Genomic DNA, 26,755 nt, shown 5'->3' on the forward strand with positions numbered 1-26,755 from the left:
ATCGGACGATGCGCATCCTGGTGGCGGAAGATGAGGAAAAGACGCTTCGGTTCATCGAGCAGGGGCTCGGCGAACTCAGGCACAATGTCATCGCTGCCACAAATGGGGAGGATGCGCTTCACTACGGGCTGACCGAAGCGCTTGATGTTATCGTCCTTGATCGCATGCTGCCCAAGCTGGACGGCTTGAGTGTGCTCATGCGGCTGCGCGCGGGCGGAGTCATGGCGCCTGTCCTCATGCTGACGGCGCTGGGCAGGATTGAAGACCGTGTCGATGGCCTTCAGGCCGGCGCCGATGACTATCTGGTCAAGCCATTCGCCTTCAGCGAACTTGCCGCACGAATTCAGGCTTTGGGGCGGCGCCTGACCCCGGCGGTGGTAACGACCCGACTTCAGGCAAATGGCGTAGAGATGGACCTGTTGACCCGCGAAGTCCGACGCGAGGGAAAGCCCATCCTGTTGCAGCCGCGCGAGTTCCGCTTGCTTGAGGAGTTGATGCGCCACGCCGGCGAGTTCGTGACCCGGACCATGCTGCTCGAACGGATCTGGGACTTTCATTTCGATCCGCAGACCAAAATCGTCGAGACGCATATGAGCCGCCTACGGACGAAGCTCAATGAGGGATTTGCGCAGGATGCGATCGAAACCGTGCGCGGGGTCGGCTATCGGATGCGCACGGCGTGAGGTTGTTGCCGCGCAGCGCCGCTCGACGCATCGCGCTGGTTGGCTTTCTGGCCTATGCAGCCGCCATGCTGCTGCTCGGGCTGGCCGTTTACTGGGCAACCCACGCTGCATTCGCGCGCCAGATCGACAGCAACATCGAGCATGCGACGGCAGCCCTGTTGGCTGAATATCGCGACGATGGCGTGAGAGGTCTTGCCGAAGCTGCCGCCGCGCAGCAGGGGCCTGGCCCGATTGCCCTGGGCACCGCACTGTTCGCGCCTGACGGCCGCCGCATCGCTGGCAACCTCGACACGCGGCCCCCTGTGCTGGGTTGGCATAGGATCATATTCCTCGATCCAGTTGAAGGCCTCGACCCCGCCCGAGCGCAGACGACGGGACTGCCCGGGGGCTATCGCCTGGTGGTAGCCGCCGATCTGGAAGCGCTCGAATCTATCGACAATATCATTCTGGGCCTGTTCGCAGCGGCGCTGATCGTCATCCTGCTCGTCGGGCTGGGGGGAGCGCTCCTGCTCTCGCGCTATCTGCGGCGACGACTTGGCAATATCGAGACCACGGCAGCCGCTATCATGGCAGGCGACATGGATCAGCGTGCTGTGGAAGGTTCGGCTGGCGACGAGTTCGATCGGGTCGCGGGATCGCTCAATGCCATGCTTGATCGAATTGTGGAGCTGGTCGCCAACCTTCGGCAGGTCAGCGCCGACATCGCGCATGACTTGCGTACGCCGCTGACGGCGCTGCGCAATCAGCTCGAATTGATGCGACAGCATGGTGATGCTGCCGGAAGCGCAGAGCAGGTGGACGAGGCCGTGGAGCGCGCCGAAGACCTCCTGTCCCTCTTCAATGCGATTCTGCGGATTTCCGAAGTGGAGGAAGGCAATATTCGAAAGGCCTTTGCGCCCGTTGATCTTTCCGCGCTCGCTGCCGATCTGGGCGACACCTTGTCGCTTCTGGCAAGTGATGGAGGACGCGTCCTAGACACCGGCATTGCCCCCGACATGGTTGTTACCGGCGACCGAGAGCTGCTCGCTCAAGCCATCATCAACCTTGTTGAAAACGCCCTTCACCATACTCCGCCCGATACGCGCGTGCAGCTTGTTGTTCGGCGCGTGAAAGGTGGCGTTTCGTTGGAGGTCAGAGATAACGGTCAAGGGATTCCCGAGGAAGATCGCTCACGGGTGCAGCAGCGCTTCGTGCGCCTGGAACCTGCGCGCGCGACGCCGGGGCATGGTCTGGGCCTTAGCATGGTGCGGGCCATTGCCGAGGCGCATGGCGCCGACTTCACACTAAGCGACGCCGGGCCAGGACTGTATGCGGCTTTGACATTTCCGGAAAGGAGGCTGTCTTGAGGACTGTCTCCAGTCTCCTCCTCACCATATTGGTGGCGGGTTGCGCGACCTATTCATCCTCCCCGTTGAAGGATGATCCTGCTGTTTTGGCAGCCCCACTGGCCAGCATACTCGAAGCTCGCGCTGGGGCCATCGACAGGCCCTGGTTGAAGCCGACATCTATCGACCTCTCGGCGCCACTGACGCCTGAAGGTGTCGCCGTGCTCGCGGTGGTCAATAATCCCGATCTCGCGGCCTTGCGGGCGCGCTCGGGCGTGGCTGACGCGCAGGTTTTCGCCGCGGGACTGTTGCCTGATCCCACTTTCAGCCTGGGCGCGGACAATGTGCTGAGCGGGCCGGACACCATGCTCGGCATCGCTTCAAGCCTGGGTTTCAATTTGAACGCGCTTCGCACTCGCGGCGTCACACGGCAACAGGCTCGAGCCGAGGCTCGCAAGGTCCGGCTCGATCTGGCATGGAGCGAATGGCAGACGGCGGGTCAGGCGCGGCTTCAGGCGGCGCGGATCGGTGCGCTGGAGCGGCAGGTTGCACTGGATCGCGCGAGCCGTGAGTCCGCACAGGTCATGCTCGACCATATGCTCCGCGCTGCTGGACGCGGCGACATCGCGGGAGATCAGGTGCAGGGCGCACGTGTCGCCGCCTTCGACGCCGCCGAGCGCCTTCGCAACGATGAAAAGGAATTGAGCGCGGCGCGGCTGGAGCTCGCCAGGATGATCGGCTTTCCGCCGGATCAAGTCCTGCTGCTCGCCCCGCCGTTCCTGCCGCCTCCTCCGCCGCCCGATGCGGCCATCCTCTTTGCGATGGCGCAGAAAGGCCGGACCGACCTGCAAGCGCTGCGCGCAGGCTATGCCGCGCAGGAGGCAGCGCTGCACAAGGCGGTGCTCGATCAATTTCCGACGCTCGACCTTACCGTCAATACTGCCCGCGATACGGCTGGAAACGTTACGGTTGGGCCTGCCGTGGCTTTCACCCTTCCGCTGTGGAACCGCAACCGCGGCGGCATCGCGGTCGAACGGGCCACGCGCGCCGCCCTCAAGGCAGAATATGACGCGCGCCTGTTCCAGACGCGCGCAGAGATCTCCGCTGCCCTCGCTGGCGTCACCCTTTCGCGCCGCCAGCGCGACGCGGTGCTTGCATCGCTTCCGGCGGCGCGGCGGTTCGCCGCCGCCAACCGGCGTGCCGCAGATCGGGGCGATCTCTCGCTGGCGACTGCCGCGACCGCCGAGCAGGCGCTCCGCGACAAGGAGTTGCAACTTGCCCAAGCCGAGCGGGACATTGCCGAACAGACCATCGCGCTCGAATTGCTGATCGGCACGCCGCAGGAGACTTGGACACCATGAAAAAATGCTTCTGCATTGCCCTGTTGGCGCTCGCCGCCTGTTCGGGTAGCGAAGGTTCGGACCAATCCGAAACCGATCCGGTTGCGCTGGTCAAACTAGCAGGAGCCCAGTCCGCCCAGATCCGGTCGACAACGCAGCTTTATGGCACGGCGGAAGCCGGTGCGGCAGGTAACGCGATCCTTAGCGCACCCGAAGAAGCCATTGTTGCTGCAATTGTGGCTCCCTCCGGCAGTGCGGTATCGCGCGGGCAACTGGTCGTTCGCCTGACGCCCAGCCCAACGGCGCGGCTCGATCTTGAAAAGGCGGCGAGCGATGCCCGCGCGGCTGAACAGGCCTATGCGCGGGCGCAGCGCCTTCGCGCCGATGGGCTGATGAGCAACGGTGATGTCGAAACGGCGCGTGCGGCGGCGCAATCCGCCAGAGCAACCCACAAGAGCGTGGCCGCCCGCTCCGCCGGGCTTGATCTGCGCGCGCCGTTCGCTGGATATGTCCAGACCATCTCCGCCGCTTTGGGAAGCCTTGTGCCCGGTGGAACCCCCGTGGCGACCGTCAATGCCGCTGGCGATCTTCGAGCGCGCTTCGGGGTCGACCCGGCGCTGGCGCGGCAGGTTCGCCCTGGCGCTCCGATCCGCATCGAGCCTTCGGCGGGTGGACCCGGCTTTACCGCGACGGTCCTGTCGATTGATCCCAACGTAGATGCCCAGACGCGGCTTGCCTCGCTGTTTGTGCGTATTCCGGCGGCTGCGTTGATGGGTGCGGGTCAGCCCCTCACCGCTGAATTGTCGTTGCCCACGACCGGCAGCACGCCAACCGTTCCCTACGCCGCGCTGCTCGACGATGCCGGCCAAGCCTATGTGTTCGTTGTTTCTGGCGCCGCCGCGCATAGGCGAGATGTGACGACGGGAGCCAGCAATGGTCAGCGGGTCGAAATTATGCGCGGCCTCAAGCCCGGTGAAGCCGTCGTGATCGAAGGAGGCACCGCACTTGCGGACGGCATGAAAGTCCGTACGAAATGATCCGGACCCTGAGCGCCCATTCGCGCGCGATCACGCTCGCGGCGATCCTGCTGGCGCTCGCCGGCATCGCCGCCGCGCTCAAGCTGCCGGTGAGCCTCTTCCCCCACATCGACTATCCGCGCGTCCTTGTTTCGATCGAAGCTGGCGACCGTGAACCCGCCCAGATGGCTGCGGAAATTACCCGACCGGTCGAAATCGCGCTGCGAGAGGTTCCCGGTGTTACCCGCCTGCGCTCAACGACAAGCCGCGGCTCTGCAGAAATCGGCCTCAATTTCGCTTGGGGCGAGGACATGGTTGCGGCGACGCTCGCCACCCAGGGCGCGCTAGCCACCGCGCTGCCAGACCTGCCCCAGGGCACACGCTTCAGCGTTCGCCGATCCGACCCTACGATCTTTCCCGTGCTCGGGATCGCCCTCACGTCGCGCAGCCTTGATCCGGCAAGCCTTCGCCAGATTGCCGAGTTGCAGATCCGTCCGGCGCTAACGTCGGTGCAGGGGGTTGCGGGCGTCGACGTGCTTGGCAGCGCGCCAAGAGAGATCGCGGTCGATATCGATCCGGGGCGGTTGCAGGCGCTCGGGATCAGCCTGAGCGATGTCGCCACGGCGATCGGGCGCGCGAGCATAATCCGCGGTGTCGGCCGCATCGAGGACCGGCATCGCCTCTATCTGGTGCTGGTCGAGAACCGCGCAACGTTGATCAGCGATATCGGTCTATTGCCCGTCAAGGCGGCAACCACAGCGCCCGCCATTCCCAATCCGCTGCCGGGCCAGCCCACCCCTCCGTCGCCGGCGGCGGTGGTGACCCTCGGGCAAATTGCCTCCATTCATCCCGCAACGGCGCCCAACTTCACCCGCGTCACGTCGGGCGGACGCGATGCGGTGCTGATCAACATCCGCCAGTCTCTGACAGGGGACAGCGTCGCTATCGTTAAGGCGATCGACGCGCGGCTCAAGCAGATCCAACTGCCGCCGAGCGTGTCGGTCACGACCTTCTATGATCAGTCGGAACTGGTGACGGGCGCCGCCAATGCCGTGCGCGATGCAATTCTTCTCGGCGCTTTCCTCGCGGGTCTGGTGCTGTTCCTGTTCCTGCGCTCTTTTCGGCTGATGGTGATCACCGGAGTCGCGCTGCCGGCCGTGCTCGCAGCCACCTGCCTGCTGCTGCTCGCGCTCCACATGGGTTTCAACATGATGACGCTCGGCGGCATGGCCGCCGCCGTGGGCTTGGTCGTCGACGATGCTGTCGTGATGCTTGAGCACATGATGCGGCGCATGCAGGAAGGCGCGGCGAAGGACCGCGATGGCCTCCTCGTCGCGGCAGCGGAGATGGGCAAGCCGCTCTATGGCTCAAGCCTTGCAACGATCATCATCTTTCTGCCGCTCGCCTTCGTGAGCGGTGTCACGGGCGGCTTTTTCAAGGCGCTCGCGCTCACCATGGCGGCGGCGCTGACGCTGTCGCTGCTATATGCGCGCTTCGTCATTCCGCTCCTTGCGGCCTTTTGGCTGCACGACAAGGATGTCGAAGCGGCGGGCAAGGCAGATCGACTGATGTATGGGCTGGAGCGCGGCCATCAATGGGCCGAGCGTCGCGCGCTCGCGAAGCCGGGCCTGTTCGTTCTCGTCACCGCGATCCTGGTGGCGGGCCTTGGCTATCTGGCGTGGAGCAACGTGCCTTCTGGCTTCATGCCGGCCATGGATGAAGGTGGCTTCGTCCTCGACTATAAGGCCCAGCCCGGCGCGGCGCTCTCGGACACCGATCGCATTCTACGGCAGGTTGAGCAGATCATCACCGCGACCCCCGAAGTCGCCAGCTATTCACGGCGCACAGGCCTCCAACTAGGCGGCGGCCTCACCGAAGCCGACGAGGGCGATTATTTCATCCGCTTGAAGGGCGGATCGCGTCGTCCGATTGACGAGGTGATGACGGACGTTCGAACCCGGATCGAGGCGAACGTGCCCGGACTGGAAATCGAGACGATCCAGCTTATGGAGGATTTGATCGGCGATCTGACCGCTGTGCCGCAACCGATCGAAGTCAAGCTGTTCGGCGATGACCCGGCGGTCCTTAACAAGGCGGCCCGACAGGTCGGCGACGCGATTGGCAGGATATCGGGGGTCGTCGAGGTCGTGAACGGGCTTCGTGTCGCGGGCGACGCGGTCGATATTCGCGTGCGTCCCGGTGCGCTCGCCCAGCAGGGGCTCGACGCCGATGCCTTCGCCTCGCAAATTGAGGGACTGATCGGTGGGACGGAGGCGACCAGGATGCGCGCGGGAGAGCAACTGCTCTCGATCCGGGTCCGGGCGCCGGCGGACTTGCGTCAACGCGCCGCACAGATTGCGCGGTTGCCGCTTGTCGCACCAGATGGTCATGGGTTGACGATCGGCCAGGTCGCGGATGTCAAGGTGAAGGCAGGACAGCAGCAGTTGACGCGGGAGGATCTGGCTCCCTTCGTCGCGGTCACCGCCCGCCTCGAAGGACGCGATCTCGGTTCCGGCATGCGGGATGTCCGCAAGGCCGTTGCGGGACTGCATCTGCCAAACGCCATCCGCGTCGATTATGGCGGACTTTATGCGGAGCAGCAGAAGAGCTTTGCTGATCTGAGCATGGTCTTCGCATCCGCGCTGCTGCTGACCGCGCTGCTGCTGACCATCCTGTTCGAACGTATCGCCTGGACACTCGCCGCCGTGATGACGGTGTTGCTGTCGGCGGCCGCCGTCTTGATCGGGCTCTGGATCACGGGCATCGAACTCAACATTTCGGCGCTGATGGGGCTGACGATGGTCGTCGGCATGGTGACGGAACTGGTCATCTTCTTCCTTGCCGAACTTGATCCAGAAAAAGGCGGCGAGGCCGAGACACTTGTCATCGCCGGCCGCAAGCGGCTGCGTCCAATCCTCATGTCCGCCCTGATTGCGATCCTGACGCTGAGCCCGCTGGCGCTGGGCCTCAGTCGCGGCGCGGGATTGCAGCAGCCACTCGCGACTGCGATCATTTTCGGACTGACTGCGGCGGTACCGCTTGTGTTGCTGTTCCTTCCTGCTGCGGTGCTGCACTTTTCTGGCAGCTACAGACGCGGCAAACGGCGGGGAAGCCCGTTGCGCGGTAAAACCGGGCGGGATCAAGGATCGGGGAACGATCACAAACAGGCTGGTGAGTCGACGCCGATTGGCGACACAGCTGGAGATAGGCAATGAGGCTTCCCCAACTGAACACCGCGCCGCACCGCCATCATGCGGAAAGTTACGTGCTTGTCATGTTCTTCCTGTCGGCGGCCGCCCTCTTCATATTTCTGTCCCTCGCGTCAGAGGTGCGCGAGGGGGAAATCCTCGCTTTCGACCGCTGGTTGCTGCTTGCACTTCGCAACACCGCCGATCCAGCTGTTCCCGTGGGACCGAGCTGGCTGCGGGCAGCGATGATCGAACTGACAGCCTTGGGCGGTACATCGGTCCTGACGCTCATAACCGTAGCGGCCACAGGATATCTTCTCGCCGCACGCCGCGCGAGCATGGCGGCGTTCCTGGTTCTCACGGTGGCCGGTGGCGCGGCCGCCAGCACGCTACTCAAGCAGCTGTTCGCGCGATCGCGTCCCGATGTGCAGCATCTGGTAGAAGTCACCAGTGCCAGCTTTCCCAGTGGACATGCAATGAACTCAGCCGTCACCTTTCTGACGCTGGGCGTAATGCTCGCACGTACGCAGACCAGCCCGGCGATTCGCATTTATCTAATCTGTTTGGCGGTGATCCTGACCATGACGATCGGTCTGTCTCGCGTTTATCTGGGGGTGCATTGGCCCAGCGACGTCATCGCCGGTTGGTGCGTGGGCGGCGCCTGGGCTATCCTGTGCTCACTTGCCGCCCGGACGCTTCAGCAGCGACGCGCCCTGGAACCACCTCAAGGAGCCGGTGGCTAAATCAACTGCTACGCGAAGGTGCGCCTGTTCGCGACGAATGGCAGCTATACCATGATTGCCGCTCCAAACCTGACATTCGCCTTTCGGCCAATCGCGGGCGGCCGGCACGAAAAACCTGACGGTCTGCAGCTGGGACTGAAAAATTAGGCGCTGAACGGCCGGGAAGGGTCGATGATCGCTTCCCCGTTCGACCTTGTCGTCCAGGATGGGCCTAGGGCACGAAGACCGGGACCGTGTCCAATTTCGCAGCGCATTTGGCGAACTTGCGGTCGAAAGTCAGGAATTCAGTGCATTGGGCGGATCGCACAAGGTGAAGGGCGTCGGCGAAATCCATTCCATGTTCCATCCAATCGAGGGCTAATGCCATATGGGCAGGCTCCTCTACCAGCATGCCCGGAAGACCGGCTAGACCGCGTAACGCGCGAGCAATTTGATCGGGCGCGAAACCATAACCTGCTCGCAGCACCCATTCTGCCTCCAATAGCACCGTTACGCCGAGAAAAATTTCGTTTCCTTCAACGACCCGGCGGGCTGCCTTCGCCTGTTTTTCATCGTCGGCGGTCAGCAAGCGGACGACAATGTTGGTATCAATCCCGCGCACGCCGTTTTGCTTCCTCAGATATGACCATATTCATCTCATCGATAGAGAGCGCGGGCTTTGCTGACCGCAGCGAACCAAAGACGGATTCGATGTCTGTGGCGGCAAAGACAGGCGCAGCCTTCAGGAGCACGCCCTCATCCGTTTCTTCGACAATCAGCTTGGTGCCCGCCGCCCAATGTTTCTGTTCACGGATCGTTTTGGGCAAGATAACCTGCCCTTTGGTTGAAACCGTGGTAGTGATCCGTTCCTGAACGCCCATGGCGGCCTCCGTGAGTAAGACAGAGGTAAGATAGCAGCAGGTGTGATCTGTGGCAAGGAGCGGTCGGTCCGCACGTCGAAAGCAAAATTCGGCGGCTGAGTGGCCGACTTGGGTGTGCGCCGTGAAAGGTGGCACATTTACCAGTGGGTGAAAGGCCCACCCGGCGATGCTCCAGCCGGAAGCAACCGGGGCAGGCATGGAGGTGACGAAATGTCTGAAGCCCCAGGATAACGGTCACATAGGTGACCGTGCGAGCGTACAGGCCGTAACGTGAGTGAACGCTGAGCAATCCTCGAAAAGGACGATGTGCAGGCCGACCCGTTAACCCTTACGGGGAAGGTTGATATGGACGGGCGAGTTTGAGCGACGTTCGAGCCCGTCTGCTGCACCGGGGTAGTGGCGACAGCATGTACGCAAGGTAAGCCACGCGAGCAACGCCGCTGACAGCGGATTTTTCATTGTGAACTTTTCAGACTACGCTTCAGCATAATCCTAAATTGGAAATCTGGGCTCAATCTAATGGTCTACAATGTTGCACTTTCGGATCGGCAATCATCCTAATTCCCAACCCTTTCATGGCGCATCTGAGGTTACTAAAGACCGGCATTCAAGCGGGGCAGGTCACGCTAGAACGACGGCCCATGGAATTTGAAAGGTGGTCCAAGATGGCAAACTATTTCAATGTCGTGGGCAGTCAGACGATTACGGCGGGCAGCGAAAAGGATCAGTTCTTTGCTTTCACCCGACTCGCCAATCTGGACTATGTGCGCCCCGATGCGGTGATGGCGCAGCTGGTTTGGAACTCCGCGATCCTGACCGGCAGCGGTACCGCCTATCAGTTGATCGGCGCCAATATCCAGATATCCACCGACCTCTATCTAGGCGGACAGGGGACGGATATCATGTATGGTTCCAACCTCAACGACGCGATCGTCTACAATAATGGCGTGATTTCCGGGGGCTTCGGCAGCTTCGACAATATCGAGCAGTTCTGGCTGGCCGATGGCGACGACATCATCGACCTGTCGGCGCATGGCGCGGGCGGGATCGACTATGCCAAGGATGTGCTGATCCAGGGCGGCGAGGGCAATGACATCATCATCGGCGGCGCGGGCAAGGACAATCTGCAAGGCGATGGCGGCAACGACATCATCTTCGGCTGGCGCGGCAGCGACACCATCTCCGGCGGCGCTGGCGACGATATCCTCTATGGCGACGACCTTGGCTATAACGGCATTTCGGGCGACGACACGCTGGACGGCGGATCGGGCGACGACACGCTGGACGGCGGATCGGGCAACGACCAGCTTTATGGCGGGCGCGGCAAGGACAAGCTGAGCGGCGGCGACGGCAACGACATGCTCTATGGCGGCGCGGGCGATGACAGTCTGGCGGGCGGCGCGGGCGACGATATCCTCTATGGCGACGACGACACTGTCTCGGGTAGCGACGTGCTGCACGGCGATGCGGGCAATGACCAGCTTTATGGCGGCCTCGCCGGGGACGAGCTGTACGGGGATTCGGGCGACGACTGGCTCGATGGCGGCGCGGGCAACGACTATATGCATGGTGGCGGTGGCAACGACACGATCATCGCGGGCGCGGGCAATGACGTGATCGACGGCAGCGCCGATATCGACACGCTGGTCTTTTCTGGCAACCGGGCGGACTATGCTTTCACCCTGCAGACCGACGGCAGCTATGTCGCGGTCGACCAGCGCGCCGGATCGCCCGAAGGCACCAAGACGATCCGCAATGTCGAATTTTTCCAGTTCGCCGACATGACGACCCCCTCGACCGGGCTGAACGCGCCGCCGGTGATCACCTCCAACGGCGGCGGGGCGACGGCGGCGCTGGCCATTGACGAGAACAGCACGGCCGTCACCACCGTCACCGCGACCGACGCCGACGCGGGCCAGACGATCGGCTTTTCCATCATCGGCGGCGCCGACGCCGCGCTGTTCAGCATCGATGCCGGGACGGGTGCACTGCGTTTCATCGCCGCGCCCAATTTCGAGAGTCCGGCCGATGCCAATGGCGACAATGTTTATCAGCTGATCGTCGCCGCCAATGACGGCAATGGCGGGGTCGATACGCAGGCGCTGTCGGTGACGGTGAACGACCTGCCCGATGGTGCGGCGCCGGTCATCACCTCCAATGGCGGCGGCGCCAGCGCGGCGATCACGGTCAATGAGAATGCGACCGCCGTGACCAGCGTGACCGCGACGGACGCGGACGGCCCCTCGATCAGCTATGCGATCGTCGGCGGGGCGGATGCGGCGCTGTTCGCCGTCGATGCGGCGACCGGCGCGCTGACCTTCCGCACCGCGCCCAATTATGAGGCGCCCGCCGACGCCAATCATGACAATGTCTATGACGTGATCGTGCAGGCCAGCGACGGCAGCAACACCGATCAACAGACGCTGGCCGTCACCGTCGCCAATCTCAACGACAATGCGCCGGTGCTGACCTCCTATGCCGGGGCGGCTTCGGCGGCGCTGTCGGTGGCGGAGAACGGCCTGCTCGCCGCCACGGTGCAGGCGAGCGATGCCGATGGCGGCGCGCTCAGCTACAGCATCAGCGGCGGCGCGGATGCGGCGCTCTTCACCATCGACACGGCGACCGGCGCGCTCAGCTTCCGCACCGCGCCCGACTATGAAGCGCCGACCGACAGCAATGGCGACCGCATCTACAATGTGGTCGTCAGCGCCAGCGACGGCACCAACAGCGTCGCCCAGACGCTGGCGATCAGCGTCACCAATGTGAACGACAACGCCCCCATCATCAGCTCCAATGGCGGCGGCGCTTCGGCGGCGATCAGCATCGCGGAAAATGGCAGCGCGGTCACGACCGTCGCGGCCAGCGACGCGGATGGCGCGACCCCCTCCTACATGATTGCAGGCGGCGCCGACGCGGCGCTCTTCACCATCGACGCGGTAACGGGCGTCCTGTCCTTCATCAATGCGCCCGATTATGAGAACCGGCTCGATGCCGATGGCGACGGCATCTATCAGGTGACGGTACGCGCCAGCGACGGCAGCCTGTTCGACGATCAGGCGCTGTCGATCAGCATCACCGACGTGGCGGAGGGGGGCAGGACCATCACCGGCTCGTCGGGCAACAACGTCATCAGCCCGACCACCACCGTGCTCGCCTATCAGACCACCGCGCTCAACGACACCATCTATGGCCTTGCAGGCAACGACACGATCGATGGCGGCGCGGGCGCGGACATTATGGACGGCGGCGCGGGCAACGACATTTTCTATGTCGACACCTATTCCGATGACGGCTTTGCCGGGAATGACGATCAGGTCATCGAACTGGTGGGCGGCGGCAGCGACCTCGTCTATGCCTCGGTCAGCTACCGCCTCGCCGCCAATGTCGAGAAGCTGACGCTGACCGGCATGGCCGCGATCAACGGCATCGGCAATGACCTCGCCAACACCATCACCGGCAATGACGCGGCGAACGCGCTGTCCGGCGGGCTTGGCGCCGACATACTCTACGGCATGGGCGGCAACGACATGCTCGACGGTGGCGACGATAATGACACTCTGTTCGGCGGCGACGGTAATGACAATCTGATCGGCGCCGCGGGCAACGATTATCTGGACGGCGGCACCGGCGCCGACAGCATGACCGGGGGGCTGGGCGACGACAGCTATATCGTCGATAGCTGGTCCGACGACGGCAACAGCGCCAATGACGATCTGATCGTCGAACTGGCGGGCGAGGGCACCGATCAGGTCAACGCCTCGGTCAGCTACAAACTGGCGGCCGAGATCGAGAAGCTGACCCTGACCGGCACCGACGCTATCGACGGCACCGGCAATGAGCTCGCCAACACCATCACCGGCAACAGTGGCAATAACAGTCTCTGGGGCGGCCTTGGCAACGACACGATGCTGGGCAATGCGGGCGACGACCGGCTCTATGGCGAGGATGGGCAGGACAGCCTCGACGGCGGCGCGGGCAACGACCTGCTCGACGGCGGCGCGGCGGGCGATACGATCAAGGGCGGTGCGGGAGCCGACACGCTGATCGGCGGCGCGGGCAAGGACACGCTGACCGGCGGGACGGAGGCGGACGTCTTCGTCTTCGCGCGCGGCGACACGACGCTCAACACGGCAAGCTACGACCGCATCACCGACTTCAAGGCGAGCGAGGGCGACCGCATCGACTTCGACTTCCTGAACGGCAGCCTGCCCGCGGCGGACTATGCGGAAAAGACGATCGCCACCAATGTCTTTGCCGACGCGCTGGCCGCCGCGAACACGACCGCCGGGGCCAATCATGTGACCTTCATCGCCGGCACGACCGACGGCTGGGTCTTCTACGACAGCAATGGCGACGGCGCGTTCGACCAGAGCATCCAGCTGGTCGGCGTGAACATGCTGGCGGGGGCGGACGCGAGCAGCTTCTTCTAACGAAACGAGCCAGAAACAGACGCGCTGCCAAAGAGAACCGTGATGTGATTACAGGAACGTCCAGCCGCTGAATTAGGCAACGGAAATCTGGGTGTCACGAAATGGTCAACGCTTCGCCGGACTTTATCAGTGGGCGCCCCGTGCTGACTATGGCTGCCTCATCCATAATCGCAATTGAGTATGTTCCGAGCCTCGTGCGAGATGATGGCGAGGTGCATAGTGGGACCATTCGGTTATCACACAAAGGTGCAGGATCGCTCGAAGTGCAAACGGAGGCAGTTTTGGGAGAAGCTGCACGTCGGCTCCGATCCCGAATGGCTGATCTGTGCTGGACGTCTGGTTTCAGCCCTGTTCGCAGCGCTTGCCATATATCTCGATCCTACCCGACCGGCCCGATCTCTCGACGAAGCACATTTGGTGCTTGGCGCCTATGTCGGCTTTTCACTCTCTCTGACGATTTTCCGTCCCGGACGATCGCTGGCGAGTCCGGCCCATCTCATCACCCACAGCATCGACATATTGGCGCTCGCCTTGCTTGTCTATTTGACGGACGAACTCGACAGCCCGTTTTTCCCTTTCGTACCGTTCATCCTGCTAGCGACGACGATGCGCTGGGGCATGCGTGGGGCGGTCCTGGGTGCATTGGCGATGGAAGTCATGATGATCGCCGTCGGTTGGCAAGACTTGACCGATGGGGATTCGGAGTTGAACCTGGTCATCATGCGCTCGGCTTATTTTCTCGTCGCCGCCGCGATGCTCGGCTATTTTGGTGCTTACCGCGCCCGCAGCAGCCAGCGGTTTGCCCAACTTGCCTCATGGGCAGTTGCTCCCGCAAGCCTGAATGAGCCGGAATGGCTGCGAGATGTTCTCCATCATGCCTCGGGTCTGTTGGAGGCTTCGCGGCTTCTTCTGGTCTGGCATGATCGCGAAAAGCCAGAGGGAATGGCAGCACTGTTCGGGCCAGAGGGCCTGCGCATTGCCGGTGGGCTTGGTCCGGCCTTTTGGCAAGAGCGGGCCGCCAATCTCGTCAACGACGATCTGCCCGGCAGGATCGAGCGGTCGGAATTTGAGGCCATAGCGCTGGCGACGGGAGGGCCTGTAAGACACGATGGCCATCTTTGTTCGGCCAGTTTCGAGGGCATGAGAAACAGGGGACGGCTTTATGTGCTGGACCTGCGTTATCGGCAGGAGGATGCAGCCTCGCTTGTCCGGATCATCGCGCGGCGCATCGGTCAGGAACTTGAGCGGCTCGCGCTGACCCAAGCCATAGCCGAGAGCGCCCGCGATCAGGAACGGGTCCGTCTCTCCCGCGATCTTCATGACAGCGTGCTGCAGGATCTGACCGCGGCGGCGTTGAAACTGAAGGCAGCGATGACGCATGTTCCGGCGGAAGCGCGCGGCGCCCTGCAAGGCGTCAACGCGCTGATGATCGAACAGCAGCGCCGTATCAGGCTGTTCGTCGAATCCAGCCGACGGACCGATGTGTTCACGGTGCGGCACCTGTCCTCTACCCTGTCGCAGAACGTCAATAATCTCTGCGATCAGTGGGGATGCGACATTGGGCTTACGATAGACCCTCCCGATCTGGAAGCGCCTGCGCTAGTCCATCGTGAACTGGTGCAACTCCTGTCCGAAGCGACCGCCAATGCGGTTCGCCATGGCGGCGCGACGCGCTTGCAGGTTGACCTGAGCAAGGTGGAACAGGGGCTTACGGTCGCCATCTCTGACAATGGATGCGGCATGGCAGTCGGCGAAGCGGACGATCAGACACGCCCACGCTCAATTCGCGCCCGGGTCGAGGACATGGACGGCAGTCTTGCCATCACGCGCTATGCACCCGGCCTTGCCATGCGGATCGAAGTGCCGTTGCCATGATCGCCCACAGCGTCTTCCTGGTGGACGACCATCCCGTGCTGCTGCGCGGGCTTGCCGATCTGGTTTCTATGGAAAGCGACCTTCGGGTAATCGGCAGCACGACAGAAGGCAGCAAGGCTTTTGCCCTGCTCGACCGGCTGAAGCCCGACATCGCGGTTCTGGACATCAACATGCCCGATGTCAGCGGACTTGCCATTCTTCGCCGGATCAGGAGCGCGGACCTTCCGGTCCGGGTCGTTTTCCTCACCGCCATGATCAGTCCCGCGCAAGTCAGCGAGGCGATTGCCAACGATGTCTGGGGTATCTTGCTGAAGGAAGCTGCTCCGGACAGGCTGATCGATTGCCTGCGGAGCGTTGCCGCCGGGCGGCGCTGGTTTGCCGACGAAGTGGCGGTCATGGCCGACATTCTGCCCCCGCAAAACCCAAGCGGGGAACTGGCCAGCCTGACCCCGCGTGAGATGGAGATTGCCGGACTGGCATGCAGCGGCCTTTCCAACAAGCTGATCGCCCGCCAGCTCGGCGCCGGAGAGGGCACGGTGAAGATTCATCTCCACAATATTTTCCAGAAGCTGCGGATCAACAATAGGACGGCTCTCGCCGCACTCTATTACCGGCAGCCGGGCACAGGAGAAGCGCCTGAGCATCCCCGCGCAAATGGAGATAGCTGGAAGGGGTAGCGCCGCCTCTCCTCCGAAGTATATAATTCCATGGATTCCGTGGTGTCCGCCGCATCCCCTAGTCTCCTCCTGACAGGAACGAACAGGGGATTGACGGCATGGCAACGCAAATTCGGCGCGACGATATCGGCCGGGAAGGCCTCCACACGAAGCCGGCGCTGCTGACCCTGAACGATGCGCTGGACCTCGACATGGACCGCGCGAACCGGCTCTATGCGGACCATCTGAACCGTTATCTGCTTCAAATTTTCGGGATATTGGGGCTGGACCTGCTCGATGTGCGTGCGGCGGAGGGGACCACGCTGCATCTTGCCGACGGTCGACAGATACTCGATTTCTCCACCGGCATGGGGGTGGTGGGTCTGGGCCATAACCACCCGCGCATATTGGCGGCGGAACGGGCCTGCCATGAACGGCGCGTGCTGGACTGCACCAAGCTCTCACCCAATAAATTGCAGGCGGCGCTGGCCTATAATCTGGCCCAGATCCTGCCCGATCCGCTCGATACCAGCTTCTTCGCGACTTCAGGTGCGGAAGCTAACGAGGCGGCCATGAAGCTTGCCGAGCGTATCCAGACGCCAAAGGGCAAGCGCAAGTTTCTCTGCATGCGGGGGGCGTTCCATGGCAAGACCCATGGCGCCCTCGCGCTGACGACGGCAACGGACGTGCATACTGGCTTCCTGCTGGGCGTGCCCAAGGAGAATGTCGTTTATGTTCCCTATGGCGATATCGACGCTATGCGGGCGGCAATCCTGGCGGAGGCGATGGGCGACAAGGGCAATGCTATCATCGCGGCCATCGTCGAACCCATCAGGGGAACGGCCTGTGAAGTGCCGCCGGAAGGCTATCTTACGCAATTCGTGCAGCTTTGCCGCGACAATGACATCGTCTCAATCTTCGATGAGGTGAAGGTCGGCACCGGGCGAAGCGGCCGTTTCTGCGCCTTCATGCATGAGGCTGTCGTGCCCGACGTCGTGACCCTCGCCAAGACGCTGGGCGGAGGCAAGCGCGCCATCGGCGCGATGGTGACGTCCCGAGCGATGTTCGACCGGGCCTATGGCAATCGCAACGACTGCAATCTGCACAGTTCCAGCTTCGGGGGCCTTGGGGAAACCTGCGCGGTGGCAATCGAGACGCTGAATGTCCTGTACGATGAAGCATTGATCGACAATGCTGCGGAAATGGGCGCCTATTTGGGGCAGCGGCTTCAAGAACTGAAGACGCGCTACCCTCGCACCCTGATCGATGTTCGGGGGCGAGGTCTGTTCCGGGCGATCAGGCTCAATTTCCGCGAAGATCTGGTCTCGAAGCTGATCGACGTATCGAACAATCCTGTCTTCCTCACCTATCAGACCGTGCTGATCGGCGCCGTCGCGCGGCAGCTCTATGACCGGCATGGCATTCTGGTCCACTTCCAGCCAGGCGCGCGGGACATACTGCATTTCATGCCGCCTTTCGTGGTCACGTGCGCGGAGATCGACCGGCTGATCGAGGGGCTGGACGATATCTTCAGCCGGGGCATTGCCGATTCCGCCCTGCACTTCGTGGCGGAAAATGCGCGGCGCATTCTGGTTCTTCCCTGGGCCAGGGGTAAGTGATGTTCCAGTATCCGGCGCAGGATGCACTGGCCGCGCAGGTCCGCGCTGTCCCCTATGATCGGGTCTGCGCGGTGGGCTTTCCCTTGCTGGCCCTGTCGCTCTTCATGCTGTCGACCCACCATGGGATCGGTATTCTGCCCGACAGCACACGGTATATGAGCCTTGCCGCCCGACCATGGGACGCGCCCATTTATCCGGCCCTGTTGCAGCTTGCGGCGGCAAGCGGCATCGACATCGCCACCGGCGCATGGGGCATCGGACTGATAGTGAGCGCGCTCAATGCCTTTCTGATCTGGTTCATCCTTCGGGAAGCGAGCGGGCGCACCGGCTATGCGGCGCTCGGCACGGCTCTGGTCGCGATCGCGCCGCAAAGCGTGGCCTTGCATGCGCTGGCCATGTCGGAACCGCTGTTCCTGACCATGATTCTGTCGACCTTCGTTGCGCTGCTCCACTATCTGCGGTCGGATGACCGGCGCTGGCTTCTCGCCGTGGGGAGCGGTGTCGGCCTTGCGTCCCTTGTCCGCTTTACCGGACCGCCGCTGGGCGCCGCCATCGCCGTCTTTCTGCTGATCCTTCCGCGCCACCCCATGCAGCACCGGATTGGCGATGTTCTGTGCATTCTCCTACCTTCGGCCCTGCTGTTCCTTGGCTGGGCCAGTCTGAGCGAGTGGCTGATGGGCCGTTCGACGGGCAGGCCGTTGCAATGGTATGGGAATATGACCGCCGAGGACTGGCTGACCAGCTTCAATTCGCTGACCGCCTGGATCGTGCCGGACGAAGTTCCCTTCGCTATCCGCGGCGCGTTATTCCTGATGGCGGTGACGGCGAGCATGACGCTGCTCGTACGCCATGCTCGCCGAATGTTGGCAAGGGCGCAAACAGGGCAAATGGAGCCTTCGCTGCTGGCGATTTCGCTTGGCCTGTTCTTCTTCACCTATCTCGGCTTCATCGTCCTGGCCACGTCCATCGAGGCCAATCTGCATCTGAACAGCCGCTATGCCTATCCGGTCTACTGCACCAGCATCATGGCCATGACGATCGTCCTTGCGCATATGGCCGCGCGTTCCGGCCGAGTACGGAAAATGCATGGCGCGCTTGTCGGACTGGCCATGTTCATGCTGGTCAGCCACGCATTGCGGACCGCCGACCGGACCCATCAAGCCTATCGGGAAGGCATCGGCTTTGCATCGCTGCAATGGACTCAGTCCCCCATATTGGCTGCCGTGCGGCGGCTTCCGGCCGACGCGGCGCTCTACAGCAACGGCCCCGACGCCATTGGCTATGTGCTGCGCCGCCACGTGCGCAATATTCCCGCCCATATTCTGCTGAGGACGGGGCGCGAGGATCCTGCCTTCCCCTACGCCGCCCAGCTTGCGGAGACGCGCGCCGCGCTGGCGCACGGCAATGCCTATGTCGTGTTCCTGAACAACGTCGACTGGCGATTTTACATGGCTTCGGAAGATGAACTCACACGCCTTCTGAACCTTCACCTCGTCGCCCGCCGGATTGACGGCAGCATCTATTGCGGCGGATCGGCCGCCGCCATTGCAGGAGAGCGAAGATGAGCACAGACGGCATCGCCGCGACCCGTCCCTTGCAGCCGCGCGGGCGCCTGCGCGACTATCTGGCGATAGCGCGCTTCGACCACATGACGAAGCACGTCTTCATCCTGCCCGGCATTGTCCTCGCCTATGTACTGCGCCATCCGGCGGCGGGAATCGTGCCGCTTCACATCCTGATGGGGTTGATGAGCGCGGTTGCCATTGCCTCGGCCAACTATGTCGTCAATGAATGGCTCGATCGCGAATTCGATGCCTTCCACCCGTTGAAGTCAGCGCGAACGGCTGTGCATCGCAGCCTCTCGGGACCTATCGTCTATGCCGAATATGGGCTTCTGGTGTTGGTCGGCCTTGGCCTGGCCATGCAATTGGGACCGCTCTTTGCCTGGACCTCCGCGGCGTTCGTGCTGTCGGGCCTTGTCTATAATGTCCAACCGGTGCGGACCAAGGACCGGGTCTATCTGGACGTCGTCAGCGAAAGCATCAACAATCCGATTAGGCTGATGCTGGGTTGGACGATGATCGACGCCGCCACCATGCCGCCCAGCAGCCTGCTTTTCGCCTATTGGATGGGCGGTGCTTTCCTGATGGCCGCCAAGCGGCTTGCGGAATATCGCGACATCACGGCAGATGGCGGTGCGGAACTGCTGCCCCGCTACCGTCGCTCCTTCGGCCGCTACAATGCGGAAAATCTGGCCGTTTCCTGCCTGCTCTACGCGATGCTGTCCGCCTTTTTCCTCGCCGTTTTCCTGATCAAGTACCGACAGGAATATATCTTTGCCCTCCCGTTCATCGCGGCGCTTTTTGCGAGCTATTTCTGGCTGGCGATGCTCAAGGGATCGGTAGCGTCCCGGCCAGAGCGGCTGTTCCGGTCAAAAAGGTTGATGCTGGCGTCCTTCGCCGTGGTGGCCTCGCTCACCATTCTGACCTTCATCGACATGCCCTTCCTGAACTATCTCTCCGCGCCCAGCTTCGTCCAGGTGCAGCCATGACGGGAAGCATCGCCTGGAAGCAGTTCGATCTGATCGTGTTCGACATGGACGGTACGCTCTATGATCAGGCTGCGCTACGCCGCAGGATGTTGACCCTGCTGGTGCGTGAAGCGGTCCGCAGTCGCAGTCTGGCGGTGCCGCGGCTGCTCGGCGCGTTTCGCCGTCACAGAGAGCGGCTTGCGGACAGGGCGGACGTCGATTTCATCCGGCAACAATATCGTCTGCGCGGCCATGACAGTGAAAGGGTGCGCGAAGTCGTGAACGAATGGATCGATGAACGTCCCTTGCCGCATCTCAGATCCTTTCGCGCGAAGGGTATTGTGGACCTGTTCGCCCGGCTTGCGGCCAGCCATATCGTGGCGGTCCATTCGGACTATCCTGCCGCCCGCAAGCTGGAGGCGCTGGGCCTTTCCGCTCATTTTGCCGTGGCGGCGGACGATGTCGGGCGATTGAAGCCCGATCCGGCCGGTCTTCATTGGCTGATGGCAGCCGCGAAGACTGGACCCTCGCGCACCCTGATGATCGGCGACCGTGCCGATCGGGATGGCGAAGCGGCAAGGCGCGCGGGCGTTCGCGCGTTGATTCGGGGACGCGACTTTCGTCACTTCGATGATCCGATCTTCGGCCATGCTGCCTGACTTCGCCGCTACGGTCCGCGCCCTGGCCGCCACCGTTGCGGAGCGGGAGAAGGGCGTCCCCGGTTCGCCCGAAGCGGCAAGCGAATTCATCCTCGCCAGCTTTGCCGCCATGCCATCCTATCTGCGCCCGCCGATGCGGGCGGCGACATTGTTCTTCGACGTCTGGTCGATGCCATGGCGCGGCGTGCCTTTCCACCGTCTGCCGGCTGCAAGGCGTCGCGCGCAGGTGGAGGCATGGGAGCGGTCGGCAATGGGACCCGCGCGAATGCTCATGAGCTTCTATGTGGGGCTGTCGCTGGTCAGCCTCTGGTCCGAAGGACGACGTTATGGCTGAGCCCGTCCGCGACATTTTGCATGCGGACGTCGCGGTGATCGGTTCTGGACCGGGCGGGTCCGTGACCGCAACCCTGTGCGCGGAGGCAGGATTTGACACGTTGCTGGTGGAGGAAGGGCCTGATCTGCCGCTGGATGCCGCCCCGCATTTTTCCGGCGAAGAAATTCTGAGCAAATATCGCAATGCGGGTATTACGATGGCCTTCGGTATCCCTTCGGTGTCTTATGTCGAGGGGCGCTGCGTCGGCGGGGGGAGCGAGGTCAATCGCGGCCTCTATCACCGTACGCCGCACTATATCCTCGATCAGTGGGCGCGCAGCCATAAGGTGGAAGCCCTCACTGCCGATATGCTGGCTCCCCATTTCGATGCCTGCGAGGCGACGGCACATGTCGCAGCTCTACCGGGAACGCCGCCGCCGCTGTCCTCCCGGCTTGGCGAGGGTGCCGCGAAACTGGGCTGGGACGCCATCGAAGCGCCGCGCCTCTATGATTATGAAGCTGGCCGAAAGCAGTCGATGAGCGCCACCTTCGTTCCCCGCTTCCGCAAGGCAGGCGGGCGGCTGATCGCAGACCATCAGGCATTGCGCATCCGGCGGGCAAACGGCCGGTGGGAAGTCACAGTGCGGCGGCGCGCCCCCGACAGCCCGGTGGAGGATAGGACAATCCTCGCCAATGCGCTGTTCATCGCGTGCGGCGCGGTACAGACCCCGACCTTGCTCCGGCGATCCGGGCTGCGCCACAATATCGGTGGCAGTTTGCGCTTTCATCCGATGCTGAAGGCAGTGGCTCTCTTCGATGCGCCCGTCAATCGTCAGGGCGATCCGGATCCGGTCCATCAGATCAAAATGTTCGAACCGCGCTTCGGGATCGGTTGTTCGATCAGTTCGCCTTCGCTTCTGGCGCTAGCCCTGTCGGCAAATCCGGAGATGCGATCGTTGATCGGGACGGAGGTTCCTCGCATGGGACTCTATTATGTGCAGAACGGCACGGGGCATGGCCGGGTGCATGTCCTGCCCGGGCGACATGATCCTCTGGTCCGGGTTCGCCATAACGAAGCGGAACTGGACCAGCTTTACGAGGGGTTGAAGCATCTTATTCGCGCTCTCTTCGCGGCGGGCGCGCAACTTGTTCAGCCCTGCCTTCCGGGCTTTGCCCCATTACGCTCGGTAGACGAGATCGAGCACTTGCCGGTCCACCTGCCGCGCCGTTCGGCCATGCTGTCGTCGGTGCATCTCTTCGCTTCCTGTCCGATGGGGGAGGACCGGCGGCTCAGCGCCGCAGATTCCTGGGGGCGCGTGCATGGCGGCGACGGCCTGCGCATTGCCGACGCGTCGCTGATGTGCGGACCCACCGTCGCCAATCCGCAGGGTAGCGTGATGGCCATCGCCCACCGCAACGCCCTGCGCGCCATCGAGCGGAAGTTCAAATGAGCCTGCATCTGGTGACAGGCGGCTCGGGCTTCATCGGCGCACGTCTGGCCCAGCATCTGCACGCGCGGGGCGAACGCGTCCGCATCGTCGATCTTTTTCGCGATCCGGGCCTACCGCCCGGCATCGAATTCATCCAGGCCAGCATCTGCGATGGCACTGCCATGGCTGAGGCTATGCGAGGCGTGAGCGTGGTCCACCATAGCGCCGCCCTTGTCGCGCAGTCGAATGCGGGGCGCCGCTATCATGAGGTCAATGTGAAGGGCAGCAGGATCGTTGCCGAAGAAGCGTTGCGCTCTGGTGTCGGTGCCATCGTCCATATCAGCAGCACGGCCGTTTACGGCCTGCCTCCACGCGGACCGATCACAGCGGACACGCAGCCTCGTCCGATCGAGAGCTACGGCAGGTCGAAGCTGGCGGGTGAACAGGTGATGAGTGAACTCTGCCGCAAGGCAGGCATGCCCCTTATCACCATCCGCCCGCGCGCTACGTTGGGCGGGGGACGGCTGGGCATCTACCAGATCCTGTTCGACTGGATCGCCGAGAACCGACGCCTCTACATCATTGGCGATGGCTCCAATCGAGTGCAGTTTGTCCATGTCGATGATCTGATCGACTTCATCATGCTGGCGTTGTCCCTGGAGAAAAGCGGGATCTATAATGTCGGAACGGATCGTTTCGGGACTTTGGCCGAGGATCTGGATGCACTGATCGCTCATGCGGGAAGCGGCTCAAGGATCACGGGATTACCGCCTCTTCCGGCGATGGCTGCACTGGGTTTGCTGCATCGGCTGCGCTTGTCGCCGCTGGTGGCCTGGCAATACCGGACCTACCATCGTGACTGTCATTTTGAGGTCTTACCCCTGACTGTCCTCGGCTGGAGGCCCCGCTATTCCAACGCGGCCATGCTCATCGAAAGTTATGACTGGTTTCGCGGCCATCGCCTGCATGGGCACGGTTCTTCCGCGCATCGTTCAGCCATGCGGCAACATGCCATCGGTCTGCTTCGCCGCCTTTCGTGACTGTCCACCCGGTTGCACGAAGAATAGCCAGATTATGGCGAAGAGGGCAGTCGGCGCCCATAGCAGCAGATGGGCCAGCAGCAGCACTGCGGATGCCTTGGCGTGTGTGACTCCGCTTAGGGTGAAAGCTTCGAAGCCGAAAAGCTCGAACGTGCCAAAATGGCCGGGAAGGCCGGGGACCAAGGTTCCCAGGGTGCTGGCCGTGAAGGCAGCCATTGGCGCTGGCCAGCGCTCAACCGTCTCTCCCAGGCTGATCCACACACCGAGGAAGAGGCTGGCTTCCAGCGTCCAGCAAATAAGGGATATTGCGCCCAGCTTAGCTACACGGCGGAATGAGCCCAATATGCGAAAGGCGTTTCGCATATCCTGCCAACCGGTTGCAATCCGCGTCATCCAGGGGCGCGCAGGCAGAAAGGAAGCGGTCCGACGGGCATCGGGAGAGATATGGCTCAGGGCCATTGGAAGCAGGATCATCGCCAAAATGCCGCCGCAAAGTATGAATATGCTGCTTATCGATCCCAGATGCCATCCGAGTAACATGGCGGCCACCAGCAGCAGAGACGAGAGATCGTAGAATCGCTCTATAATCATTGCGCCGATCACGCTTCCTGTCGTCAGTCCCCTCTTTCGTTGGAACCATGCGAGCCGAAACAGATCTCCTGCGCGTAAAGGCAACAGGTCGCTAATGCCGAAGCTAGCTATAAATGGGCCGGGCACGGATCGAAGCGGCAGTTGCCGGCCACTGACTGCTTTGAGCAGCATCCAGAAACGAACCGAGCGCAGCAGGAAATCCAAGGCATAGGCCATCAAGCTGGCAATAAGGGGCGCGATTGTCGCACGACCGATCGCTGATCTCGTGGAGGTCAAATCGATTTGGCGGAGAAACAAGGCTAGAAGAAATATGCCAATACCGCATTGAACAACGGTGCGCAGCATGACTGGGAAGGCAGACCGCGCATTGTGTTGCGATGGAGGCGTGGGATAACGCATCCGTCATATCTAGAACAAAGCTCATGACCTTGTCGTCGGCGCGAATGATTTAATCCACATGTGCAGGCCGTGATCCTTGCGATGCATCATGTCAGAGGTAATCCGGCTGGAAGCCGTGCATGGTCTTGCCTGATAAGCACCGCACCACGCCCAGAGAGCGCCGATGACGATCGCGCCTTCCTGCGCCGTGACAACGAACGATCAATCTAATTCACCGAAATATCAAGGAATATTTGTTCTGTGCGAGAACCGGGCGATCGACGAACGGCAGGCGTTTGGTCGAACATGGGTTTGTCGCGGGTGATCATTTCTGGATTCTCTTCAGGACCGTGCGGAGCCTGATACCTGCGCAGAAAGATGCTCTGATTACCCATTGTCAATGCCGCGAATGCGAAATCCTCAGACTGGTTGCTCCTACGTTGACCGCAGGCCCAAATAATTGCCGACAATTTTTGCCCCCCTCATCGTAGCGTCAGACCATTCGCCAAAGGCATTTTCAACCGCTGCAATCTGATCCATGCTTTTCCGGGCGTGATTCCGAACTGCCTCATCGATCGCGACCAAAATGTCGTCGACATGATCTGCTACCGACCCCAAGTGCCACCCCGCATAGCGGGGGTTGTCGACCCAGTTGACGAGGTGACTGTTCAGAAAGGCAACCGGGCGCGGCTGGTACAGAAATTCGTAGAGCTGACTCGATACGTCCCCAAGATAAATGTCCGATGCCAAAACATAGCTCATGTCGACCATCTTGCGGGAGTGGAGGTCGACGATGATGCGGCCGGGCACCGACAATGCGTTCCAGGTAGCGATTTGCTGTGCTGACAACCGCTCACTAATCCGTATATGGGGAGCGACGATCAGATTATATCTGTCCTGCCTGGAAAATATCTCGATCACCTGCCGGGCATCGTGCCAGGACGAAATCTTGGGATCAAAATGAGGATTGTAGAGCACCACCGGTCTCTGATCGGGGAAAAGTCGATGGTGCCCTCTTTGGGCTGCCTTGGACAGATAATCCAGTTTGACATAACCGCATTGCCGGAGACGGGTGTGATCCACGCCATGTTGCGTTACCGCGCGGTCAATATCCTTTTGGCCAGGTACCACGATGAGGTCAAAGGTGCTCAACCGGCTCTCGGATCTTGGTGCACGATCGCCCGCGCCATGGCGGAAGTGAATCAGGCGGGCGTCCACCATCCCCATTTTCCGCAGACGCGTTGATGTTCGTTCGGGAACGACCACGGCTTGCGCAGCGCGATGCTTGCGAGCGATTTTGTAGAGCAAAGGCAGTTTTTCAATAGCTGGCCGGCGTAACCAGCGCCCTAAATTAGTGCTCCATCCCGGGGGAGGGCAGGCAGTGATCTGCATGCTCCACGCGCTCTTGGAACGGCGGATTTCCTGTAGCATTTCGCCAGTTTCGTCGTCCCGGTAGAGGCAGTTGATCCGAGCGTCCGGATACTGCCTCGCCATGGCAGCGGCTACGGGTGCGAGGTGAAGAAGCTGATGTATGCCGCCGATAAAGAGGAATAGAATTTCCCCCTCATGGGTCGGGGCGGTCTGAGGGCTCCCTTGATTTCGGCGGAAAATATGCGAGAATTCGTATTTCATTTTTGAATCGAATCTGGCCCCTATAACGCTGAAGGCAGACCTATCCCCCTGTTTGCCTCTCTCCAATACGCTTGTGCAGCATCGGAAATTCCCAGGCCAACTCATATTTATCGTTGAGTCATTGCGAAAGGGCAATGCGGAATGGCTTCTGTAGCAACCTGAACTTATGAAGAGCCCAATTTCAGGAACAGAACGGCCATACAGGGTGGCTTCCAGCTAGGGCGCTTCCTCGAACGGGAGCGGCAGCTCTATCGAGCGTTTGGCGCCAAGCCGCTGTTCCGAAATCGGCCAGTGGCGGGCGGCCCGGACGGGAAACCTGACCGTCCGCAGTTGAGTAGACGAAATTGGCTGCTGAACGTCTTGGAAGGGTCGGTTGGAGAGCGTTGTAATCGGTCCTAGTCACCTGGAACTGAAGTAGGTTATATTGTAGAGTGCTGCCGTCTGAACG

At 62.0% G+C, this 26,755-nt stretch carries 20 protein-coding genes; 16 read left to right on the forward strand and 4 right to left on the reverse strand.

What is annotated here, in order from left to right; all coding sequences use genetic code 11:
• The first annotated feature begins 8 nt into the window (after window positions 1-8).
• Genes RUH75_RS15055 through RUH75_RS15080 form a run of 6 tightly spaced genes read left to right on the forward strand, consistent with a single transcriptional unit; the run spans window position 9 to window position 8,295 of the window.
• Window positions 9-683 (forward strand): response regulator transcription factor, encoded by a 675-nt coding sequence (locus RUH75_RS15055; RefSeq protein WP_313807386.1) that lies wholly within the window; start codon window positions 9-11, stop codon window positions 681-683.
• Window positions 680-2,029 carry a HAMP domain-containing sensor histidine kinase gene (locus RUH75_RS15060; RefSeq protein ID WP_313807388.1) on the forward strand — a complete coding sequence of 450 codons (1,350 nt, stop codon included), beginning with the start codon at window positions 680-682 and terminating at the stop codon, window positions 2,027-2,029. The genes RUH75_RS15055 and RUH75_RS15060 overlap by 4 nt, the downstream gene beginning before the upstream one ends.
• Complete coding sequence (locus RUH75_RS15065) at window positions 2,026-3,369, forward strand: TolC family protein (protein ID WP_313807390.1); 1,344 nt, start codon at window positions 2,026-2,028, stop codon at window positions 3,367-3,369. The genes RUH75_RS15060 and RUH75_RS15065 overlap by 4 nt, the downstream gene beginning before the upstream one ends.
• Window positions 3,366-4,385, forward strand: coding sequence for an efflux RND transporter periplasmic adaptor subunit (locus tag RUH75_RS15070; RefSeq protein WP_313807392.1), 1,020 nt, complete (start codon window positions 3,366-3,368; stop codon window positions 4,383-4,385). Before RUH75_RS15065 ends, RUH75_RS15070 begins: the two co-directional genes overlap by 4 nt.
• On the forward strand, window positions 4,382-7,579 hold the full coding sequence (locus RUH75_RS15075) for an efflux RND transporter permease subunit (protein ID WP_313807394.1): 3,198 nt from the start codon (window positions 4,382-4,384) through the stop codon (window positions 7,577-7,579). The genes RUH75_RS15070 and RUH75_RS15075 overlap by 4 nt, the downstream gene beginning before the upstream one ends.
• Window positions 7,576-8,295, forward strand: a complete 720-nt coding sequence (locus RUH75_RS15080; RefSeq protein ID WP_313807396.1) for a phosphatase PAP2 family protein — start codon at window positions 7,576-7,578, stop codon at window positions 8,293-8,295. Before RUH75_RS15075 ends, RUH75_RS15080 begins: the two co-directional genes overlap by 4 nt.
• 211 nt (window positions 8,296-8,506) lie before the next feature.
• Here the strand turns inward: RUH75_RS15080 and RUH75_RS15085 are convergent, their stop codons facing one another.
• Together RUH75_RS15085 and RUH75_RS15090 are read right to left on the reverse strand one after the other, a co-directional pair.
• The gene (locus RUH75_RS15085; RefSeq protein ID WP_313807397.1) at window positions 8,507-8,896 is read right to left on the reverse strand and encodes a type II toxin-antitoxin system VapC family toxin; all 390 of its coding nucleotides are present in this window, start codon (window positions 8,894-8,896) and stop codon (window positions 8,507-8,509) included.
• Window positions 8,883-9,155: an AbrB/MazE/SpoVT family DNA-binding domain-containing protein gene (locus tag RUH75_RS15090; RefSeq protein WP_313807399.1), complete on the reverse strand. Its 273-nt coding sequence runs from the start codon at window positions 9,153-9,155 to the stop codon at window positions 8,883-8,885. The genes RUH75_RS15085 and RUH75_RS15090 overlap by 14 nt, the downstream gene beginning before the upstream one ends.
• Before the next feature lie 665 nt (window positions 9,156-9,820).
• Between RUH75_RS15090 and RUH75_RS15095 the strand changes: the two genes are divergently transcribed.
• The 10 genes from RUH75_RS15095 (at window position 9,821) to RUH75_RS15140 (ending at window position 23,706) form a co-directional block, all read left to right on the forward strand.
• Window positions 9,821-13,585: a cadherin domain-containing protein gene (locus RUH75_RS15095; protein WP_313807401.1), complete on the forward strand. Its 3,765-nt coding sequence runs from the start codon at window positions 9,821-9,823 to the stop codon at window positions 13,583-13,585.
• Window positions 13,586-14,002: 417 nt separating this feature from the next.
• Entirely contained in the window at window positions 14,003-15,460 is a 1,458-nt protein-coding gene (locus RUH75_RS15100) for a histidine kinase (RefSeq protein ID WP_313807403.1), read from the forward strand.
• Entirely contained in the window at window positions 15,457-16,137 is a 681-nt protein-coding gene (locus RUH75_RS15105) for a response regulator transcription factor (protein ID WP_313807406.1), read from the forward strand. Before RUH75_RS15100 ends, RUH75_RS15105 begins: the two co-directional genes overlap by 4 nt.
• A 98-nt stretch (window positions 16,138-16,235) precedes the next feature.
• A complete protein-coding gene (locus RUH75_RS15110; protein WP_313807408.1) occupies window positions 16,236-17,735 on the forward strand; it encodes an aspartate aminotransferase family protein in 1,500 nt (499 codons plus the stop codon).
• Window positions 17,735-19,300 carry an ArnT family glycosyltransferase gene (locus RUH75_RS15115; protein WP_313807410.1) on the forward strand — a complete coding sequence of 522 codons (1,566 nt, stop codon included), beginning with the start codon at window positions 17,735-17,737 and terminating at the stop codon, window positions 19,298-19,300. Before RUH75_RS15110 ends, RUH75_RS15115 begins: the two co-directional genes overlap by 1 nt.
• A complete protein-coding gene (locus RUH75_RS15120; protein WP_313807412.1) occupies window positions 19,297-20,286 on the forward strand; it encodes a UbiA family prenyltransferase in 990 nt (329 codons plus the stop codon). The genes RUH75_RS15115 and RUH75_RS15120 overlap by 4 nt, the downstream gene beginning before the upstream one ends.
• Window positions 20,283-20,924 carry an HAD family hydrolase gene (locus RUH75_RS15125; RefSeq protein WP_313807414.1) on the forward strand — a complete coding sequence of 214 codons (642 nt, stop codon included), beginning with the start codon at window positions 20,283-20,285 and terminating at the stop codon, window positions 20,922-20,924. Before RUH75_RS15120 ends, RUH75_RS15125 begins: the two co-directional genes overlap by 4 nt.
• Window positions 20,914-21,258: a hypothetical protein gene (locus RUH75_RS15130; RefSeq protein ID WP_313807416.1), complete on the forward strand. Its 345-nt coding sequence runs from the start codon at window positions 20,914-20,916 to the stop codon at window positions 21,256-21,258. Before RUH75_RS15125 ends, RUH75_RS15130 begins: the two co-directional genes overlap by 11 nt.
• The gene (locus RUH75_RS15135) at window positions 21,251-22,687 is read left to right on the forward strand and encodes a GMC family oxidoreductase (protein WP_313807418.1); all 1,437 of its coding nucleotides are present in this window, start codon (window positions 21,251-21,253) and stop codon (window positions 22,685-22,687) included. Before RUH75_RS15130 ends, RUH75_RS15135 begins: the two co-directional genes overlap by 8 nt.
• The gene (locus RUH75_RS15140; RefSeq protein ID WP_313807421.1) at window positions 22,684-23,706 is read left to right on the forward strand and encodes an NAD-dependent epimerase/dehydratase family protein; all 1,023 of its coding nucleotides are present in this window, start codon (window positions 22,684-22,686) and stop codon (window positions 23,704-23,706) included. Before RUH75_RS15135 ends, RUH75_RS15140 begins: the two co-directional genes overlap by 4 nt.
• Here the strand turns inward: RUH75_RS15140 and RUH75_RS15145 are convergent.
• Window positions 23,659-24,642: a lysylphosphatidylglycerol synthase transmembrane domain-containing protein gene (locus RUH75_RS15145; RefSeq protein ID WP_313807423.1), complete on the reverse strand. Its 984-nt coding sequence runs from the start codon at window positions 24,640-24,642 to the stop codon at window positions 23,659-23,661. The genes RUH75_RS15140 and RUH75_RS15145 overlap by 48 nt on opposite strands.
• A 468-nt stretch (window positions 24,643-25,110) precedes the next feature.
• The gene (locus tag RUH75_RS15150; protein ID WP_313807425.1) at window positions 25,111-26,307 is read right to left on the reverse strand and encodes a CDP-glycerol glycerophosphotransferase family protein; all 1,197 of its coding nucleotides are present in this window, start codon (window positions 26,305-26,307) and stop codon (window positions 25,111-25,113) included.
• Between the last annotated feature and the right edge of the window lie 448 nt (window positions 26,308-26,755).

Source organism: Sphingobium sp., from assembly GCF_032153725.1.
GTDB lineage: Bacteria > Pseudomonadota > Alphaproteobacteria > Sphingomonadales > Sphingomonadaceae > Sphingobium.

Coding starts and splice junctions, on each gene's coding strand:
- RUH75_RS15055 (WP_313807386.1), top strand. CDS start 9: ATGCGCATCCTGGTGGCGGAAGATGAGGAAAAGACGCTTCGGTTCATC.
- RUH75_RS15070 (WP_313807392.1), top strand. CDS start 3,366: ATGAAAAAATGCTTCTGCATTGCCCTGTTGGCGCTCGCCGCCTGTTCG.
- RUH75_RS15075 (WP_313807394.1), top strand. CDS start 4,382: ATGATCCGGACCCTGAGCGCCCATTCGCGCGCGATCACGCTCGCGGCG.
- RUH75_RS15080 (WP_313807396.1), top strand. CDS start 7,576: ATGAGGCTTCCCCAACTGAACACCGCGCCGCACCGCCATCATGCGGAA.
- RUH75_RS15090 (WP_313807399.1), bottom strand. CDS start 9,155: ATGGGCGTTCAGGAACGGATCACTACCACGGTTTCAACCAAAGGGCAG.
- RUH75_RS15095 (WP_313807401.1), top strand. CDS start 9,821: ATGGCAAACTATTTCAATGTCGTGGGCAGTCAGACGATTACGGCGGGC.
- RUH75_RS15105 (WP_313807406.1), top strand. CDS start 15,457: ATGATCGCCCACAGCGTCTTCCTGGTGGACGACCATCCCGTGCTGCTG.
- RUH75_RS15110 (WP_313807408.1), top strand. CDS start 16,236: ATGGCAACGCAAATTCGGCGCGACGATATCGGCCGGGAAGGCCTCCAC.
- RUH75_RS15115 (WP_313807410.1), top strand. CDS start 17,735: ATGTTCCAGTATCCGGCGCAGGATGCACTGGCCGCGCAGGTCCGCGCT.
- RUH75_RS15120 (WP_313807412.1), top strand. CDS start 19,297: ATGAGCACAGACGGCATCGCCGCGACCCGTCCCTTGCAGCCGCGCGGG.
- RUH75_RS15125 (WP_313807414.1), top strand. CDS start 20,283: ATGACGGGAAGCATCGCCTGGAAGCAGTTCGATCTGATCGTGTTCGAC.
- RUH75_RS15130 (WP_313807416.1), top strand. CDS start 20,914: ATGCTGCCTGACTTCGCCGCTACGGTCCGCGCCCTGGCCGCCACCGTT.
- RUH75_RS15135 (WP_313807418.1), top strand. CDS start 21,251: ATGGCTGAGCCCGTCCGCGACATTTTGCATGCGGACGTCGCGGTGATC.
- RUH75_RS15140 (WP_313807421.1), top strand. CDS start 22,684: ATGAGCCTGCATCTGGTGACAGGCGGCTCGGGCTTCATCGGCGCACGT.
- RUH75_RS15145 (WP_313807423.1), bottom strand. CDS start 24,642: ATGCTGCGCACCGTTGTTCAATGCGGTATTGGCATATTTCTTCTAGCC.
- RUH75_RS15150 (WP_313807425.1), bottom strand. CDS start 26,307: ATGAAATACGAATTCTCGCATATTTTCCGCCGAAATCAAGGGAGCCCT.